This is a genomic window from Rhodopseudomonas infernalis (genome assembly GCF_022271405.1).
Lineage (GTDB): Bacteria > Pseudomonadota > Alphaproteobacteria > Rhizobiales > Xanthobacteraceae > Rhodopseudomonas > Rhodopseudomonas infernalis.
In genome coordinates this window covers 59,862-76,898 of record NZ_JAJNAL010000004.1, presented here as the reverse complement: position 1 = coordinate 76,898, position 17,037 = coordinate 59,862, and the positions used below count along the sequence as shown (strand labels likewise).

Below are 17,037 nucleotides of genomic sequence, written 5' to 3'. Positions count from 1 at the left end.
CGTTCGGCACAGGTTGCGAACTACTTCGGCATCAGTCCCTTCACCGCCTCCTCCAGACTCGCTTTCGCCGAGCCCGGCTTCAGCGGCTGCTGCTGGCTTTCGTGGGGGGACCAGCCGGACAGCCAGATGATCTCGAAGGTGGCGCGGATGCGGCCGTCGGGGTCGCTGAAGCGGTCGGCGTAGATTTCGGCCATCCGGGTCAGCGTGGTGCGGCGCAGCGGGGCCTTGCGGCGTTCGATCAGCACATTGGTGGCGCCCATCCGGCGCAGGTCCTGCATCAGCGCGAACGCATGATCGTAGCGCACCACGACGCGGTCGACGTCGGTCACCGGCAGCGCGAAGCCGGCGCGTTGCAGCAGCGCGCCGATGTCGCGCAGGTCCGCGGCCGGGGCGACGCGCGGCGAGACGCCGCCTTCGATCTCGGCTTCGGCCGCCGCGAAGGCCTGGCGCAGTTCGGTCAGCGTGTCGCCGCCGGTCAGCGCCGCCAGCAGCAGCCCGTCCGGCTTCAGCGCGCGGCGGATCTGCGCCAGCACGCCCGGCAGATCGTTGGCGAATTGCAGCGCCAGCGCCGACACCACCAGATCGAACGCGCCGGGCGCGAGCCCGAGCGCTTCGTCGCCGGAGGCATCAAGGGCGACGTGCGTGATCGATGCGAAACGCCCCGGCGGCAGCGCCGCGCCGGGCGTCCAGACGTCGGCGACGCGCTTGAAGTCGCGCAGCACGGCGTGCAGCCGGTCGTCCATCTCCTCGGTCACGCGGTCGAGCAGGAAGCTCTCCGGGCCGGAGGCGCGCGCGCGGCTCAGACGCGCCGCGAGCAGGCGGCGGTCGAATAGGATCGGGGGCACGTCGGTCATGCCGGGCAGGTGGGGAGCCTGATGGCCATCGGCAATGGCGTCCTCAGTTCAGCTTGGCGGCCGCCGAGGGCCCCTGCTGGGAGGCCTCGAACATCTTCAGCACCGCATCCAGCGCATTGCGCAGATGCAGCGCCCCGGCCTGGCTGCATCGCAGCCGGGCGGCGGTGACGAACTTCACCTCGACGCTGCCGTCCGGCAGCGGGTTGAGGGTGCGCGTGGCCAGCTCGATCTCGACATTGTTGGCCATCACGCCATGCGCCGGCGCGATGTCGAAATAGACGTGCGGCGCATCCGGCCGATCGACGTAGTTGATCGTGTCGTCGGTCTTGTCGTCGGGATTGGACATTTGCGCTCTCCGGGGTGCCGCAGCGTGAGGCCTCCTTGTGCTCCATTCGGGCGCCCGACACTACCCGGTTCTTATCCTTGACGGCGGACGGCACGGCGCTAGCCTCGCGTCATGCAGGCGGAAGCGATCACGGCTTCGGACGGCAAAACGGGCGGCGGCCTCGTCCGAGCGTTCGGAGCCGTGCGCCGCGTCTGGTCCCGCGCGACCCGGCTGGTGCTCGACGTCGCACTGCCGACGCTGTGCGTGGCCTGCCGCGAGCCGGTGGCGGGCGAGGGGCTGTGCGCGCAATGTTGGTCGCAGCTGTCGTTCATCGCCCCGCCATATTGCGACAAGCTCGGCATTCCGTTCGTCTACGACCCCGGCCCCGGCATCCTGTCGATGCAGGCGATCGCCGATCCGCCGGCCTATGCCCGCGCCCGTGCCGCGGTGCGCTACGACGAGGTGGCCAAGACGCTGGTTCACGCGCTGAAATTCCATGATCGCACCGATCTGGCGCCGACCATGGGGCGCTGGATGGCGCATGCCGGCGAGCCGCTGCTGCAGGGCGCCGACTTGCTGGTTCCGGTGCCGCTGCATTGGCGGCGCAGCTTTTCGCGGCGCTATAATCAGTCCGGCGCGCTGGCGCGGGTGATCGGCCGGCAGGCCGGTCTGCCGGTTGCAGTCGAGGCGCTGCGGAGAGTCCGGCCGACCGCGCATCAGATCGGGCTGTCGCGCTCGGAGCGGGCCGCCAATGTGCAGGGCGCCTTCAAGGTTCCGGCGGATCGGAAGGCCGAGGTGCAGGGGAGACGGGTCGTGCTGATCGACGATGTGCTGACCTCCGGCGCCACCGTCGATGCCTGCGCCCGGGCGCTGCTCCGCGCCAAGGCCCGGTCGGTCGACGTGTTGGTCTTTGCCCGGGTTGTGGAGATGCTGAAATCTCCCATATAATTCCGTACCTTGCTTTGAAGGCCCGGCCTCAATAACGACCCATGGAGCTGCGATGCCCGCTGCGATCGAGATCTTTACGCGCCCCGGCTGTGGCTATTGCAGCGCCGCCAAGTCGCTGCTGAACCGCAAGAAGGCGGCGTTCACCGAGTACGATGTCGCGGTCGATCCGGCCTATCGCAAGCAGATGGACGAGCGCACCCATCCGGGTTCGACCTATCCGCAGATCTTCATCGGCGGCACCCATGTGGGCGGCTGCGACGACCTCTATGCGCTCGATCGCGAAGGCAAGCTCGACGCGATGCTGGCGGGCGAAAAGGCCACCTCATGACCGAGACCGCGCCGTTCAATGCCGCTCTGGTTCAGATGCGCACCGGGCTGCTGCCCGGACAGAGCCTCGAACAGGGCACCGCGCTGATCCGCGAGGCGGCCGCGGCCGGCGCTGACTACGTGCTCACCCCCGAGGTGAGCAACATGATGCAGCTCAATCGCGAGAAACTGTTCGAGCATCTGGCCGACGAGGACAACGACGCCTCGCTCAAGGCGTACCGGGCGTTGGCGCGCGAACTGAACATTCATCTGCATATCGGCTCGCTGGCGCTGCTCGGCTCGCCGGACCGCGCCGTCAACCGCTCGTTCCTGATCGCGCCGAACGGCACCATCCTGGCGAGCTACGACAAGATCCACATGTTCGACATCGATCTCGGCAATGGCGAAAGCTATCGCGAATCGGCGAACTATCAGCCGGGCGAGACCGCGGTGATTTCCGATCTGCCGTGGGGCCGGATCGGGCTGACGATCTGCTACGACGTGCGCTTTCCTGCGCTGTACCGCGCGCTGGCCGAGGCCGGCGCGTCGTTCATCTCGGTGCCGGCGGCCTTCACCAAGCCGACCGGCGAGGCGCATTGGCACGTTCTGCTGCGCGCCCGCGCGATCGAGAACGGCTGCTTCGTGTTCGCCGCCGCGCAGGGCGGCCTGCACGAGAACAAGCGGGAGACCTTCGGCCATTCGCTGATCATCGATCCGTGGGGCAAGGTGCTGGCCGAGGGCGGTATCGACCCGGGCTTCATCATGGCGCGGATCGATCCGGCGGAGGTCGCCAAGGCGCGCGGCAAGATCCCGTCGCTGCAGCACGGCCGCCGCTTCACGCTGGCCGATCCCAATGCCGGCCCGGACTATCTGCATCTGGTCCGGAGCCCGACATGATCCGTTACAGTCTGCGCTGCGACAGCGGGCATGAGTTCGACAGCTGGTTTCAGAGCTCGTCGGCCTATGACTCGCAGGTCCGGCGCAAGCTGGTGAGCTGCCCGGCCTGCGACTCCACCAAGGTCGAAAAGGCCATCATGGCGCCGCGCATCGTCGGCAAGAAAGGCCGCGGCCGCGCGCCGGAACCGGTCGAGGCTGCGGCGCCGGCGGCTGCGCCCGAGGCGGCAGGTGCGAGCGAAGCGTCATCGACTCCGCTGCTGCTGGCGCAGGAGCGCGAGCTGCGCGCCAAGCTCAAGGAGCTGCGCGACCATATCGTCAAGAATGCCGACAATGTCGGCGATAGCTTCCCCGAGGAAGCCCGCAAGATGCACTATGGCGATATCGAGCACCGCCCGATCTACGGCGAGGCCTCGCCCACCGAGGCCAAGGCGCTGATCGACGAAGGCATCGAAGTGGCGCCGCTGCCGGTGCTGCCGGACGACCGGAATTGAACGCGCATGCGGCGCGCGGCCCCCGAGCACAGCGCGCCTGACCTCTCCCCGCGCGCGGGGAGAGGTCGACCGGCTAAGCGCAGCGCAGCCGGTCGGGTGAGGGAGCGTCTCCGCGTAGCCGAGACGCTGCGACTCGCTTCGCCCCTCACCCCAACCCTCTCCCCGCAAGGGCGGGGCGAGGGAGCGCGCTGCCGGCGCGGCGACTTCATTGCGCGGCATTGGCCATGAACCCCGACACGCTGCTCTCCTGGCAATTCTGGGCGCTGCTCTCCGCCGTATTCGCGGCGCTGACCGCGATCTTCGCCAAGGTCGGCGTCGCCGATATCAATTCCGATCTTGCCACCTTCATCCGCACCGTCGTGGTGCTGATGTCGCTCGCCGTGGTCCTGTTTGCGACCGGGCAGTTTGCAACCACCGGCCCGATCAGCGCGAAGACCTGGCTTTTCCTGGTGCTGTCCGGGCTGTGCACCGGGGCGTCGTGGCTGTGCTACTTCCGCGCGCTGAAGCTCGGGCCGGCCACCTTGGTGGCGCCGATCGACAAGCTCAGCGTGGTGCTGGTGGCGCTGTTCGCCGTGGTTTTTCTCGGCGAGCGGCCGAGCGCGACGCACTGGCTCGGCATCGCGCTGATCGCCGCCGGCGCGGTGATCATCGTGGTGAAGTGATCAGGCCGCGACCAGCAGCGCGACGCCGAGCACGATCAGCGCCGTGCCGCCGAGTTCGCGCGCCGACAGCGGCTGCTTGAACGAGTAGTAAGCCACCGCCTGCGCGAACAGCACCTCGACCAGCGCCAGCGTGCGGACATTAGCGGCGGCGGTGAGCGCGAACGCCAGAAACCAGAACTGCGAGGCGAGCGCGCCGACGAAGCCCGCCAGCATCGACGGCTTCCACAGCCGGAAGATCTCGCGCAGCACCTGCGGGGCGCGGGCCAGCAGATAGATCGTCAGCACCAACGTCTGCATGCCGAGCGCGAACACCAGCGTGAAGCTCGCCGCGGTCACGAACGTCACGTTCGGCACCACGATGATGGCGCCGCGAAATCCGACCGCCGACAGCGCGAACGCCGCGGCGGCGGCGAGCCCCAGCAGCGTCGGCCGCAGGCTGGCGAGGTTGCGCTCGCTGCCGGGCCGCAGCGCCGTGATGATCACGCCGAAGGTGGCGATCAGGATCGCCACCACCTTCCACAGGTTCAAATGATCGGCGAGAAACACGAAGCCGAACACCGCGGTCTGAATCGCTTCGGTCTTCAGATACGCGGTGGTCACCACGAAGGAGCGCTCGTTCATCGCCGCCAGCATCAGCCCGGTGGCGACGATCTGCGACAGCGCGCCGAGCAGCAGCCATGGCCAGAACGCCAGGCTCGGCCACGGCACGGCGTCGCCGGTCGCCGCGATCACCCCCACGAAGAACAGGATCGAGAACGGAAACCCGAACAGGAAGCGGATGTTGGTGGCGCCCCAGGTGCCGAGCGGCCCGGTCAGCGAGCGCTGCATCGCATTGCGCGCGACCTGGCCGAGCGCGGCGACGAGCGTGAACGGAATCCAGAGCGAGGCGACGGTGAGCATGAGGTGATCGTGGCTGGAGGGCGCGGCACCGTGGCGGGGCCGCTCGCCCGGGTCAACCTGAGCGGGCTCATGCCAGCGTTGCGCGCCCCGGTCGCGCTGGTGCTCGCGGATTTTACCGCTACACTTCCGGTGCCTCGAACGGAGCGACACCGCCATGTTGCGCTGCCTTGCCGTCTTCGCCGCTTTGGTCACCCTGTTCGCCGCGCCGGCGCGGGCTGCCGATGGGTTCCGCGGCAGCGAGTGTCTGGCGATGGCGCAAGGGCCGCGCGCCATCCCGGTCAGCCTGCGGCGCACGGCTGCGGCCGAGCAGGTGCTGATCACCTATCGGGGCCACGCCACCTACACGATCGAAAGCCCGGGCGGCGTCATGGTGGCGACCGATTACAGCGGCACCTACGACACCGGGCGCACGCCGGACGTCGTCACCATGAACCGCGCGCACTCGACCCACTACACGCTGGCGCCCGATCCGACCATCGCCCATGTGCTGCACGGCTGGGGCGAGGGTGGCCAGCCGGCGAAGGTTTATGAGCGCGTCGGCGACGTGCTGATCCGCAACGTCACCACCGATATCCGCCGCTACATGTTCGACGACGGCGGCGCCGGCGGCATGATCAAGGACGGCAATTCGATCTTCATCTTCGAAGTCGCCGGCCTGTGTATCGGCCATCTCGGTCATCTGCACACCACGCTCGACGACAGCCATATCGCGGCGATCGGCCGGATCGATATTCTGATGGTGCCGATCGACGGCAGCTACACGATGTCGCTCGCCGGCATCTCCGACATCACCAAGCGGCTGCGCGCCTCGGTGGTGCTGCCGATGCACCGCTTCATGACGCCGCTCGACGACTTCATGCGCCGCATCGGGCAAGATTTCGCGATCGATCAGCGTGGCGACAGCAGCCTGCGCATCTCGCGCGAGACGCTGCCGGGCGCACCGACGGTGATTATTTTGAGGGGGGTGTAGTCGTCTCGCAATGACGGATAATTCAGTGAGTCGTAGGGTGGGCAAAGGCGCGCAGCGCCGTGCCCACGCGTAGCCTCAGCATGAGGTGGGTCACGCGTGGGCACGGCGCAAGTGCGCCTTTGCCCACCCTACGAAGCTTGCTACGGCGCGGTCTCTGCCACCACCATGTAGTTCACGTCCATGTCGGGCGAGAGCTTCCAGCGGTCGGCGAGCGGGTTGAAGACCATGCCGGACTGTTCGGTGACGACCAGCTTCATGCCGTTGAGGTGCTGCTCGAGTTCGGCCGGGGTGACGAACTTGTCCCACTGATGGGTGCCGCGCGGCAGCCAGCGCATCACATATTCGGCGCCGACGATGGCCAGCGCGAAGCTCTTCCAGTTCCGGTTGAGCGTCGCCACCACCATGATGCCGGTCGGCTTCATCAGCGCCGCGCAGCGCGACAGGAAGGCGCCGACGTCGGTGACGTGCTCGATCACTTCCATCGCGAGCACGATGTCGAAGCGCTCGCGCGGGTCGATCTCCTCGACCATGACGTTGCGGTAGTCGATCGCCAGATGCGATTTGTCGGCGTGCAGCTTGGCGGCCGCGATGTTGGTGGCCGATGGATCAATGCCGATCACCTGGGCGCCGAGCCGGGTGAACGGCTCGCACAGCAGGCCGGCGCCGCAGCCGATGTCGAGCATGCGCAGCCCGGACAGGCAGCTCAGGCTCTTGGCGTTGCGGTCGAACTTGCGGCAGGCGGCGTCGCGGATGAAGCTGATCCGCAGCGGATTGATCCGGTGCAGCGGCGCCATCTTGCCGGTCGGATCCCACCATTCTGCCGACAGCTTGGAAAATTTGGCGATCTCGGCGGGGTCGACGGTCGACGCCGGCGCGCCGGAGGTCTCGTGTTGCAATGCCATGGCGGTTCGCCGTGCTCCCAGATTCGCGTGTTCGCGCCATCGCGGGCAGCTAAAGCTTGCCCCGGTTCCGTCCGGGGCCGCTCGGTTGCTTGCCCGAAACCGCGGCGCTGTGTATACGCGCCACGCGGCTGCCGACTGGCGGATTCCGCGCCATCCATATCCGTTGTCTGCAGGGATTGCACTATTCGTCATGGCCCGGCTTGTGATGAAATTCGGCGGCACGTCCGTCGCCAATATCGAGCGCATCCAGAACGTCGCGCGCCATGTCAAACGCGAGGTCGATGCCGGCCATGAGGTCGCCGTGGTGGTGTCGGCGATGGCCGGCAAGACCAACGAGCTGGTCGCCTGGTGCACCGAAGCCTCGCCGATGCATGACGCCCGCGAATACGATGCGGTGGTGGCGTCCGGCGAACAGGTGACGTCGGGCCTGCTGGCGATCGCCCTTCAGGCGCTCGGTATCCAGGCACGGTCTTGGCAGGGCTGGCAGTTGCCGATCCGCACCAGCGACGCCCATGCGTCGGCCCGGATCGTCGACATTGACGGCGGCGAGATCATCAAGCGGTTCGAAGACCGCAAGGAAGTGGCGGTGATTGCCGGCTTCCAGGGCATCAATCCCGAGACCGGCCGCATCACCACGCTCGGCCGTGGCGGCTCGGACACCTCGGCGGTGGCGATCGCGGCGGCCCTGAAGGCCGACCGCTGCGACATCTACACCGACGTCGACGGCGTCTACACCACCGACCCGCGGGTGGTGCCGAAGGCCAGGCGGCTCGACAAGGTCGCGTTCGAGGAAATGCTGGAGCTGGCCTCGCAGGGCGCCAAGGTGCTGCAGGTCCGCTCGGTCGAGCTCGGCATGGTCTACAACGTGCCGATCTTCGTGCGGTCCTCGTTCGACAAACCCGAAGACATCGATCCGCACGGCACGCCGCCGGGCACGCTGATCTGCAGCGAGGAGAAAATCATGGAGAACCACGTCGTCACCGGCATCGCCTTCTCGAAGGACGAAGCCCAGATCTCGGTCCGCCGGATCGAGGACAAGCCGGGGGTGGCGGCGTCGATCTTCGGGCCGCTGGCCGACGCCAACATCAACGTCGACATGATCGTCCAGAACGTGTCGGAAGACGGCAAGACCACCGACCTGACCTTCACGGTCCCGGCGGCGGATTTCGCCCGCGCCAAGCAGACCATCACGTCAGCGCAGGACAAGATCGGCTATGCCCGGTTCGACAGCGAAACCGACGTCGCCAAGGTGTCGGTGATCGGCTCGGGGATGCGCAGTCACGCCGGCGTCGCCGCCCAGGCGTTCGCGGCGCTGGCCGCCCGCAACATCAACATCCGGGCGATTACGACCTCGGAGATCAAGTTCTCGGTGCTGATCGATGCCGCCTATACGGAGCTGGCTGTCCGCACGCTGCATACTTTGTACGGATTGGATCAAGTTTAGAACAATTTTGTAGTGATTGAAGGCTGCGGGTAATGACGCTTCGCGGCCGTGGGTGGCAGGCGTTTTGCTTGGCAAATCAAGCCTCAATTCGCTATACGGCCTGAAGGGCGCACGGCGTCGCCGAGGCGGCTGACAAGCCGGCTCGTGTTGCGTTGCGAAGGCCGCGGCGGGTGATGAGGCGGTTGCTCGATGAGTGTCGCGGGGCGCGCGAGGCGCCCGGCGATGTTTGAGACGAAGGTTTTCTGCCGTCGGCGCGCAGGTCGGCGGCGGCGTTGATTTCAGGGAGATGTCGGCACATGCGGAGCACGTCGGGCGGCCCCCGCGTCTTGCTGAGACGGCTCCGTGAAACCATGGCGGAGCAAGTCTCCGCGCAAGAACGCCTGGACAAGATCGTCGTGCTGATCGCCGCCAACATGGTGGCGGAGGTGTGCTCGACCTACGTGCTGCGTGTCGACAACACGCTCGAACTCTACGCCACCGAAGGCCTCAACCGCGAAGCGGTCCACCAGACCGTGTTGAGCGCGCATGAAGGCCTGGTCGGTCTCGTGGCATCCGAGGCGACGCCGCTGAACCTGTCCGACGCGCAGAGCCATCCGGCGTTCTCGTTCCGCCCGGAGACCGGCGAAGAAATCTATCACTCCTTCCTCGGCGTGCCGATCCTGCGCGCCGGCAATACGCTCGGCGTGCTGGTGGTGCAGAACCGCGCCAAGCGCACCTATGTCGAGGAAGAAGTCGAGGCGCTGCAGACCACCGCGATGGTGCTGGCCGAGATGATCGCCTCGGGCGAATTGTCGGCGCTGGCGCAGCCTGGCGCCGAGCCCGCGGCGCGGCACTCGATCCACAAGACCGGCGCGGTGCTGTCCGACGGCATCGCGCTCGGCCATGTCGTGCTGCACGAGCCGCGCGTGGTGATCACCAACTACATCGCCGAAGATCTGCCGAAGGAAATCAAACGGCTCGACACCGCGCTCGCCAATCTGCGGTCAGATCTCGACCGCATGCTTGAGCGCGGCGATGTCGCCGACGGCGGCGAGCATCGCGACGTGCTCGAAGCCTACCGGATGTTCGCCAACGACCACGGCTGGTCGCACAAGCTGCACGAGGCGGTCGCCACCGGCCTCACCGCCGAGGCCGCGGTCGAACGTGTGCAGTCGGACACCCGGGCGCGGATGCTGCGCTCGACCGATCCGTATTTGCGCGAGCGGCTGCACGATCTCGAAGATCTCGGCCATCGGCTGATGCGCCAACTGGTCGGACAGAACCACGCGCCGTCGCGCGAGCAACTGCCCGAAAATGCCATCCTGATCGCGCGCTCGATGGGCCCCGCGGCGCTGCTCGATTACGACCGCAAGCGGCTGCGCGGCCTGGTGCTCGAAGAAGGCACGGCGAATTCGCACGTCGCCATCGTGGCGCGCGCGCTCGGCATCGCGGCGGTCGGCGAAGTGCCGAACGCGCCCGGCATCGCCGATCCGGGCGACGCCATCATCGTCGACGCCACCTCGGGGTCGATCTATGTGCGGCCATCGGCCGAGATCGAGGCCGCCTATGCGGAGCGGGTCCGCTTCCGTGCGCGCCGGCAGGCGCAGTATTCGGCGCTGCGCGATCGGCCCTGCGTCACCCGCGACGGTCAGCCGGTCGACCTGATGATCAATGCGGGGCTGGCGATCGACCTGCCGCATATCGAGGACACCGGCTCGTCCGGCATCGGCCTGTTCCGCACCGAGCTACAGTTCATGATCGGCCAGAGCCTGCCGCGGTCGAGCGATCAGCTGGCGCTGTACCGCGCCGTGCTCGACGCCGCCGGCAGCAAGCCGGTGACGTTCCGCACCCTCGATATCGGCGGCGACAAGGCGCTGCCCTATATGGAGACGGTGGTCGAGGAAAACCCCGCGCTCGGCTGGCGCGCGATCCGGCTCGGGCTCGATCGGCCCGGACTGCTGCGCAGCCAGATCCGCGCGCTGCTGCGCGCTGGCGGCGGCCGCTATCTGCGCATCATGTTTCCGATGATCTCCGAGGTCGCCGAGTTCGATGCCGCGAAGTCGATCGTCGAGCGCGAACTCACCTACCTGCGCCAGCACGGCCACACGCTGCCGGAGCGCGTCGACGTCGGCACCATGGTCGAGGTGCCGGCGCTGCTGTATCAGCTCGACGAGCTGCTCAAGAAGGTCGACTTCGTCTCGGTCGGCTCCAACGATCTGTTCCAGTTCCTGTATGCGGTCGACCGCGGCAACGCCAAGGTGTCGGAGCGCTTCGATACGCTGTCGGCGCCGATCCTGCGGGCGCTGCGCGACATTGTCCGCAAGGCAAAGGCGGCGAAGCGCTCGGTGTCTCTGTGCGGCGAGATGGCGTCACAGCCGCTCGGGGCGTTGGCGCTGATCGGGATCGGCTATCGCTCGTTGTCGGTGTCGGCGCTGTCGCACGGCCCGGTCAAGGCGATGATCCTCGAGCTCGACGCCGCCAAGGCCGAGGCGGCGATCTCGCCGCTGCTCGATCAGCCGGCCGGCAGCGTGTCGATCCGGCAGAAGCTGGCGGAGTTTGCCGAGGCTCACCGGCTGTCCTTGTAGCGACGCTGTCGTTCTGCCGGCGCTCCGCTCGCACGCCGCCGCTCTGCCGTTTCCCCTTGTTCGAGACCGATCCATGTCCAATCTGCCCGAAGCCAAGCTCGACGTTCTGCTCGCGCATCACGCCTCGCTCGAAGCCCAACTGGTCGGCGGCAATGTCGGCGCGGCCGACTATGTGCGTATCACGCGTGAATTGTCCGATCTCAATCCGCTGATCGAGGCCGTGAAGGCGTACCGACAGGTGCGCGACGAAATGGGCGGCATCGATGAACTGCTCGAAGATCCGGGCGCCGATCCCGAACTCCGCGCCATGGCGGAAGCCGAGCACGCGGCGCTCGACGGCCATCTTGAAGAGCTGATCCAGCAGATCCGCGTCGCGTTGCTGCCCAAGGACGCGATGGACGACCGCAACGTGATGCTGGAAATCCGCGCCGGCACCGGCGGCGACGAGGCCTCGCTGTTCGCCGGCGATCTGTTCAGGATGTACGAGAAATTCGCCGCGCTGCAGGGCTGGAGCGTCGAGGTGATTTCGGCCAGCGAAGGCTCCGTCGGCGGCTACAAGGAAATCATCGCCGAAGTGAAAGGCCGCGGCGCCTTCGCCAAACTGAAGTTCGAATCCGGCGTGCACCGCGTCCAGCGCGTGCCGGACACCGAGACGCAAGGCCGCATTCACACCTCGGCGGCGACCGTCGCGGTCCTGCCGGAAGTCGAAGAGGTCGACGTCGACATCAAGCCGGACGATCTCAAGATCGATACCATGCGGGCCCAGGGCGCCGGCGGTCAGCACGTCAACAAGACCGAATCGGCGATCCGCATCACCCATCTGCCGACCGGCATCGTGGTGATGATGCAGGACAGCCGCTCGCAGCATAAGAACCGCGCCTCGGCGATGAACATCCTGCGTTCGCGGATCTACGACGCCGAGCAGCAGCGGCTCGACGCGGCGCGCTCGGCCGAACGCAAGGAGAAGGTCGGCTCCGGCGACCGCTCGGAGCGGATCCGCACCTACAACTTCCCGCAGGGCCGGGTCACCGATCACCGCATCAATCTGACGCTGTACAAGCTGCCGCAAGTGATCGCCGGCGAAGCGCTCGGCGAACTGATCGACGCGCTCACCACCGAGCACCAGGCCGCTCAGCTCGCGGCGCAAAGCGACGCGGCGTGAGCGGCGACACCGGGTCGTCGCGGGATGCGGCTTCGGTGATGCATGCGCTGTCCGGCCTGCCGCTCGCGGCCGCACGCCGTGCTGTCGGAAAACTGCTCAAGGATGCCGGCGTCGAATCGACGGATCTGGACGCGCGGCTCCTGATCGGGGAGGTCACGGGTCTCGATCTCACCGGCCTGGTGTCTCAGGCCGGGCGGCCGCTCACCGCCGAGGAGGCTGAGCGCCTTGCCGGCTTTACGGTCCGGCGCCTGGCTGGTGAGCCGGTGGCGCGGATCTTCGGGCAGCGGGAATTCTGGGGATTGCCGCTGCGGCTGAGCGCCGACACTCTGGTGCCGCGGCCGGACACCGAGACGGTCGTCGAGGTGGCGCTGGAGTTGCTGCGTGCCGAAGCCCGCCCGCAGCCTCGCATCCTCGACATTGGCACGGGTTCCGGTGCCATCCTGCTGGCGCTGCTCAGCGAGTGCCGCGACGCGACCGGCGTCGCGACTGATATCAGCCTCGAAACGTTACGGATCGCCCGCGCCAACGCGGCGGCGCTCGGCCTGGCGGACCGCGCGGGCTTCGTTGCCGGCGACTACGCGGCGGCGCTGTCCGGGCCGTTCGACCTGATCGTCTCCAATCCGCCCTACATCCCTGCCGGCGACATCGCGGCGCTCGACATCGAGGTCCGCGACCATGATCCGCGCCTGGCGCTCGACGGTGGCGCCGACGGCCTCGACGCCTATCGGCGGATCGCGCCCGAATCGATGCGGCTGCTGCGACCGGGCGGCGCCCTGGTGGTGGAGTTCGGCCAGGGCCAGAGCGGCGCCGTGGTCGCCCTGATGCGGACCGCCGGGCTGACGGTATCGTCACCGCCGCGCGCCGATCTAGGAGGTATTTTGCGTGTGGCCGTGGGGTGCCATCTGGCGCCTTAATGTCGGAATAGATTGCAAAAAACGCTTGGAAAATCGGCTAAGAGCGACTACGTTCCGGCCAGGATATCGGGCCAGGGTGACTGGCCCCCGCGGGTCTGCAGTCGAAGGCCGGAAAAGAACACAGTTCTTGTCGAGAACCCCGGCTCTTGTCGTGAACCCGGCTCGAAGGGGTTCAGGACGGCGGATCCGGTTGAGCGCGAGGGTTTTGACAAAGCCGCGCTGCTCTCGACCGCGGAGCAAACGAAAGCCTGATTTTACTTTTACGCTTGAAGAACTCACGCAAGCGAAGCTGAGCCTGCTTTGGCGGGTTCGTTGTTGGGTCCGGCCAGCGCGGCTCGGTGCGCTCCGGAGTTGGGGAACGCGTCTTTGTTGAACGCGACACGCGGCGCTGACGGTATCAAACGGGTCAATTTTGCGCATGGGCGGCTTCCGCCTGGGGTCGGCTTTTGGCCGGCGACGCGAGCGACCCGCATCATGCGCGGTAACACGACGCAAACGCGCACTGGCACGGTCCGGGGCCAAAACGTCCGGCGCCAAAACGATCAAGCATCGACCATCGGGACATATCGGACTCGGTAAAAAGGTAAGACATGAGAAACGGGCAGAACAACAAGCGGCTGCGCAATCGCAACAGCGGTGGTGGCGGCGGCGGCAATAATAACAACAACAATCGGCGCGGCCAGAATCCGATGACCCGGGTGTTCGAATCCAATGGCCCCGATATCAAGATCCGCGGCACTGCCTCTCACGTCGCCGAGAAATACGTTCAGCTTGCCCGAGATGCGCGCTCGTCCGGCGACCCGGTGGCGGCTGAGAACTACTATCAGCACGCCGAGCACTACTTCCGTCTGATCGCGGCCGCGCAGGAGCAGTTCCGGCAGAACCAGCCGCAGCAACAGCAGCCGCGCATCGACAACGATATGTCGGACAGCGACGATGACGAGGTCGATTACTCGAACTTCGGCGCCGAGCCGGGCCTGGTCCCGGTGCCGCCGCCGCCGCAATATCAGCCGCGCGAGCAGCCGCAGTTCCAGCCCCGCGAGCAGCCGCAGCCGCGCGAGCATCGGCCGCAGCCGCAATTCACCCCGCGCGTCGAGCAGCCGCAGCCGTCCGTCGATGCCGGCGTCGACCGCCTGCCGTCGTTCATCACCGGTCCGCAGCCGCAGGTTCCCCCTGCGGCTTTCGAAGGCGCGGCTGGCGGCGAACGCTTCCCGCCCCGTCGCCGTCGCCGTCCGCACACGCCGCGTGGCGAAGCCGCGGCCGCTGCGGCGCCAGCTCCGTCCGAGGACGTTTCGCGCGGCGAGTAAACGCCGGCGACCGTCTGCCCGGTTATTGAGATCCGGTGATCGAGATCAAGGGTCGCGCTCCGGCGCGGCCCTTTTCGTTTCCGCTCGCTTCAGCGGGGCCGGGCCGGCAGGTCGGGATCGTCCGCCTGCATCGGCGACGGCACCAGCGACGGCTCGAGCGACGGAATCAGCCGGATGCGTTCGCGCTTGGCCGGAAGCGGCCGCACCACCTGCTTGGTGGCTTCCACCACGTGAACGCCGGCCAGCGGCAGCGAGGTCGCGCCGCCGATCCGCTCCCAGGCCGGTGCCGAGCGCATCAGCCAGCCCTGCTGCAGTGGCGGCACGAACAGCGCCTCGCTCCAGCCGACCGGCGTGAACCAGGTCCGCCGCAGCAGGTCGGAAATCTGCGAGCGCGAATACGGCCGGCCATGGCCGAACGGCGTGGCGTCGATGCGGGCCCAGACGCCGCGGCGATTCGGCACCACCGCCAGCAAGCGTCCCGACGGCGCCAGCACCCGCCAGACCTCGCGCAGCAGCGCCTCGGGGTCGTCCGACATCTCCAGCGCGTGCACCATTAGGATACGGTCGACCGCGGCGTCGGGCAGCGGCAGCGCGCGCTCATCCACCAGCGTCGATAACGTCGCGCGCGCCGTCGGCCATTTCAGCACGCCCTGCGCGGCCGGCATGAACGCGATGCAGCGTTCGCAATTGTCGCGAAACAGCCCGAGATACGGCGTCGGATAGCCGAGCCCGAGAACGCGCTGGTCCCTGCCGCCCTGCCACCGCTTCTGAATACCGCGATTGATGAGGCGCCGCGCGACACCGCCGAGCCGGCTCGAATAGAATTCGCGCAGTTTGACCACATCCATCGTCATGGGCGGCTTTTACCACGCCGGCGGCGCGTCCGGCAAAGCGGCCTTGTGCAGCGGCGCTCAGGTGCTTCCCCGCGTTTTATCCGCCTGCCGGTCCGTGATAGACTATCGTCGTGACACCGGCCGGCGCCTTCCGCGTCAACGCGCCGTCTATCGAAATCCCCGGGAGAATTCATGGCTGCCGACATCCGTATCGTCCCCTGTCTTTCCGACAATTTCGGCTATCTGGTCCACGACCCGGCGACCGGCGCCACCGCGTCGATCGACGCGCCGGAAGCCGCGCCGCTGATCGCCGCGCTGGAGAAGGAAGGCTGGAAGCTGACGGATATTTTCGTCACTCATCACCACGCCGATCATGTCGGCGGCATCGCCGAGCTGAAGCAGAAGTACCAGTGCCGTGTGGTCGCGCCGCACGACGCCAACGCCAAGATCGCCGATGTCGACCTGCGGGTCGAGGAGGGCGACGTCGTCAAGGTCGGCGGTCTGTCGGCGCGCGTGCTCGAGACCCCCGGCCACACGCTCGATCACATCTCCTACGTGTTCGAGGACGACCGCACGCTGTTCGCCGCCGATACGCTGTTCTCGATCGGGTGCGGCCGGGTGTTCGAGGGCACCTATCCGATGATGTGGGAGTCGCTGCTCAAGCTGCGCGCGTTGCCGGACGATTACAAACTGTATTGCGGCCACGAATACACCGCCTCCAACGTCAAATTCGCCCTCGCGATCGAGCCGGACAACGCCGCGCTGCAGGCGCGCGCCAAGCAGGTCGAGCAGCAGCGTGCGGCCGGCCAGCCGACGATTCCGGTGACACTGGGCGAAGAGAAGCAGGCCAATGTGTTCCTGCGCGCCGACGTGCCATCGGTCGCCGCCGCGGTCGGCCTCGCCGGCGAAAGCGCGGCCGACGTGTTCGGCGAGATTCGCGAGCGCAAGAATAACTCGTGATTGATCGGACACTGACCGCCGCCGAGGTGATTGCGCGGCTCGACCTGAAGCCTCATCCCGAAGGCGGTCACTATCGCGAAACGTTTCGCGACACGCGCTGCGACCAAACCGGCCGCAGTTTCTCGACCGCGATCTACTTCCTGCTGGCGCGCGGCGAACGCTCGCACTGGCACCGCATCGACGCGGTCGAGATCTGGCACTACTACGCGGGCGCCCCGCTGACGCTGCAGATCGCCGATGACAGCGGGCATCGAACGATCACGCTCGGCCCGGATCTCACCGCCGGCGAACAGCCGCAAGCGATCGTGCCCCCGCACGCCTGGCAGGCCGCCGCCGCGACCGGTGACTGGACGCTGGTCGGCTGCACGGTGGCGCCGGGTTTCGAATTTGATCGCTTCGAATTGGCGCCACCGGGTTGGGACCCGCGGCGTGGGTGATCGGTTATTTCGTGGCGCTGCTTCGCCACACGCAGTGACTCGTAGGATGGGTTAGCGCGCAGCGCGTAACCCATCGCCGCAAGGCACGGCACGCGAGGCGATGGGTTGCGGCGCAAGCCCGTAGGATGGGTTAGCGCGAAGCGCGTAACCCATCACGCGAA

Annotated in this window: 18 protein-coding genes; 13 read left to right on the top strand and 5 right to left on the bottom strand. The window is 67.4% G+C overall.

Annotation, left to right across the window (positions count from 1 at the left end; genetic code table 11):
* Positions 1 to 20 precede the first annotated feature (20 nt).
* Complete coding sequence (locus LPW26_RS04735) at positions 21 to 854, bottom strand: methyltransferase domain-containing protein (RefSeq protein WP_238733129.1); 834 nt, start codon at positions 852 to 854, stop codon at positions 21 to 23.
* Positions 855 to 897: 43 nt separating this feature from the next.
* A complete protein-coding gene (locus LPW26_RS04730; protein ID WP_238733128.1) occupies positions 898 to 1,200 on the bottom strand; it encodes a hypothetical protein in 303 nt (100 codons plus the stop codon).
* 111 nt (positions 1,201 to 1,311) lie between these two features.
* On the opposite strand from LPW26_RS04730, the gene LPW26_RS04725 reads away from it, so the two are divergent.
* The 5 genes from LPW26_RS04725 to LPW26_RS04705 all read left to right on the top strand — a co-directional run bounded on the left by LPW26_RS04725 (position 1,312) and on the right by LPW26_RS04705 (position 4,483).
* On the top strand, positions 1,312 to 2,127 hold the full coding sequence (locus LPW26_RS04725; protein ID WP_238733127.1) for a ComF family protein: 816 nt from the start codon (positions 1,312 to 1,314) through the stop codon (positions 2,125 to 2,127).
* Between the two features lie 52 nt (positions 2,128 to 2,179).
* Positions 2,180 to 2,455 (top strand): glutaredoxin 3, encoded by a 276-nt coding sequence (gene grxC, locus LPW26_RS04720; RefSeq protein WP_238733126.1) that lies wholly within the window; start codon positions 2,180 to 2,182, stop codon positions 2,453 to 2,455.
* Positions 2,452 to 3,330 (top strand): carbon-nitrogen hydrolase family protein, encoded by an 879-nt coding sequence (locus tag LPW26_RS04715; protein ID WP_238733125.1) that lies wholly within the window; start codon positions 2,452 to 2,454, stop codon positions 3,328 to 3,330. The genes grxC and LPW26_RS04715 overlap by 4 nt, the downstream gene beginning before the upstream one ends.
* On the top strand, positions 3,327 to 3,821 hold the full coding sequence (locus tag LPW26_RS04710; protein ID WP_238733124.1) for a DUF1178 family protein: 495 nt from the start codon (positions 3,327 to 3,329) through the stop codon (positions 3,819 to 3,821). The genes LPW26_RS04715 and LPW26_RS04710 overlap by 4 nt, the downstream gene beginning before the upstream one ends.
* A 224-nt stretch (positions 3,822 to 4,045) precedes the next feature.
* Positions 4,046 to 4,483 (top strand): EamA family transporter, encoded by a 438-nt coding sequence (locus tag LPW26_RS04705; RefSeq protein ID WP_238733123.1) that lies wholly within the window; start codon positions 4,046 to 4,048, stop codon positions 4,481 to 4,483.
* Here LPW26_RS04705 and LPW26_RS04700 read toward each other — a convergent pair whose 3' ends face one another.
* Complete coding sequence (locus LPW26_RS04700) at positions 4,484 to 5,383, bottom strand: EamA family transporter (protein ID WP_238733122.1); 900 nt, start codon at positions 5,381 to 5,383, stop codon at positions 4,484 to 4,486.
* Positions 5,384 to 5,537: 154 nt separating this feature from the next.
* Here LPW26_RS04700 and LPW26_RS04695 point away from each other — a divergent pair, with 154 nt between their 5' ends.
* On the top strand, positions 5,538 to 6,353 hold the full coding sequence (locus LPW26_RS04695) for an MBL fold metallo-hydrolase (RefSeq protein ID WP_238733121.1): 816 nt from the start codon (positions 5,538 to 5,540) through the stop codon (positions 6,351 to 6,353).
* Between the two features lie 140 nt (positions 6,354 to 6,493).
* Here the strand turns inward: LPW26_RS04695 and ubiG are convergent, their stop codons facing one another.
* Positions 6,494 to 7,255 carry a bifunctional 2-polyprenyl-6-hydroxyphenol methylase/3-demethylubiquinol 3-O-methyltransferase UbiG gene (ubiG, locus tag LPW26_RS04690; RefSeq protein WP_238733120.1) on the bottom strand — a complete coding sequence of 254 codons (762 nt, stop codon included), beginning with the start codon at positions 7,253 to 7,255 and terminating at the stop codon, positions 6,494 to 6,496.
* 190 nt (positions 7,256 to 7,445) lie between these two features.
* On the opposite strand from ubiG, the gene LPW26_RS04685 reads away from it, so the two are divergent.
* The 5 genes from LPW26_RS04685 (at position 7,446) to LPW26_RS04665 (ending at position 14,646) form a co-directional block, all read left to right on the top strand.
* Positions 7,446 to 8,699 carry an aspartate kinase gene (locus LPW26_RS04685; RefSeq protein WP_238733119.1) on the top strand — a complete coding sequence of 418 codons (1,254 nt, stop codon included), beginning with the start codon at positions 7,446 to 7,448 and terminating at the stop codon, positions 8,697 to 8,699.
* Between the two features lie 296 nt (positions 8,700 to 8,995).
* Positions 8,996 to 11,263, top strand: coding sequence for a phosphoenolpyruvate--protein phosphotransferase (gene ptsP, locus LPW26_RS04680; RefSeq protein WP_238733118.1), 2,268 nt, complete (start codon positions 8,996 to 8,998; stop codon positions 11,261 to 11,263).
* Between the two features lie 73 nt (positions 11,264 to 11,336).
* Positions 11,337 to 12,425 carry a peptide chain release factor 1 gene (gene prfA, locus LPW26_RS04675; RefSeq protein ID WP_238733117.1) on the top strand — a complete coding sequence of 363 codons (1,089 nt, stop codon included), beginning with the start codon at positions 11,337 to 11,339 and terminating at the stop codon, positions 12,423 to 12,425.
* Between the two features lie 38 nt (positions 12,426 to 12,463).
* Positions 12,464 to 13,339 (top strand): peptide chain release factor N(5)-glutamine methyltransferase, encoded by an 876-nt coding sequence (gene prmC, locus LPW26_RS04670; protein WP_238733214.1) that lies wholly within the window; start codon positions 12,464 to 12,466, stop codon positions 13,337 to 13,339.
* A gap of 590 nt (positions 13,340 to 13,929) precedes the next feature.
* Entirely contained in the window at positions 13,930 to 14,646 is a 717-nt protein-coding gene (locus tag LPW26_RS04665) for a DUF4167 domain-containing protein (protein ID WP_238733116.1), read from the top strand.
* An 89-nt stretch (positions 14,647 to 14,735) separates the two neighbouring features.
* Here LPW26_RS04665 and LPW26_RS04660 read toward each other — a convergent pair whose 3' ends face one another.
* Positions 14,736 to 15,500: a class I SAM-dependent methyltransferase gene (locus LPW26_RS04660; RefSeq protein WP_238733115.1), complete on the bottom strand. Its 765-nt coding sequence runs from the start codon at positions 15,498 to 15,500 to the stop codon at positions 14,736 to 14,738.
* A 171-nt stretch (positions 15,501 to 15,671) separates the two neighbouring features.
* On the opposite strand from LPW26_RS04660, the gene gloB reads away from it, so the two are divergent.
* Complete coding sequence (gloB, locus tag LPW26_RS04655; protein WP_238733114.1) at positions 15,672 to 16,439, top strand: hydroxyacylglutathione hydrolase; 768 nt, start codon at positions 15,672 to 15,674, stop codon at positions 16,437 to 16,439.
* Positions 16,439 to 16,876, top strand: coding sequence for a cupin domain-containing protein (locus LPW26_RS04650; protein ID WP_406677030.1), 438 nt, complete (start codon positions 16,439 to 16,441; stop codon positions 16,874 to 16,876). The genes gloB and LPW26_RS04650 overlap by 1 nt, the downstream gene beginning before the upstream one ends.
* Positions 16,877 to 17,037 lie beyond the last annotated feature (161 nt).